General features: G+C 54.5%; 1 pseudogene. It reads right to left on the reverse strand.

Going from position 1 to position 591, the window contains the following annotated elements:
* Nucleotides 1-77 precede the first annotated feature (77 nt).
* Nucleotides 78-591 (reverse strand): annotated as a pseudogene (locus H096_RS34155) (class I SAM-dependent methyltransferase); the annotation flags it as partial.

Genomic DNA, 591 nt, shown 5'->3' on the forward strand with positions numbered 1-591 from the left:
ATGAAACAGGGCATGCACGACACCCCGACGGGTATGGTGAATACCCTGGGGTCTGTTAAGGAAATACCTTATAAGTGTCAGTAGTCCGATGGCAGCAACACGGTCGTGCTGCTCCGGTCCGCTTCCGTGATGATCCACAACCGTGTTTCATCGCCGGCATCGACGTTGTAGCTGGAAAACAATCGCTCCCCGGTAGTCAGTGCGCGCTGATTGCTGGTCCAGTCTTCATCGGGCAGTTCTCCCCAGTCACCCGAGAAATGGCGTCGTAAGTAAAGGCTAGGGTCGAGATGTCCTTGCTCTACTAGGTATTGCACCGAGTGGGTCATCACTAAGCGTCCGGGTTCAAATATCATCCGCGGTGCTTGGTTAGGAGTGGGAGTAGCTTCTGGTTCTTCAGGCCCAGTCTGTGGATCCGCCGATGAACTGATGGTGATCACCTTGCCGAAGTTGGTGGAGCCTGGCGTCATGTCCCATGCCCGAATAATGGGTACGAAACGATCTGTCAGGATCCTTACCTCTGAGACGTTGCCGTCCTGGTCTTCGGTGAACTCGGTCTTGCGGACCTTATCTTTGTAGGTGTCGCCCTTGAGT

Origin of the sequence: Pseudomonas sp. FH1 (assembly GCF_000510895.2) — a bacterium.
Lineage (GTDB): Bacteria > Pseudomonadota > Gammaproteobacteria > Pseudomonadales > Pseudomonadaceae > Aquipseudomonas > Aquipseudomonas azotoformans_A.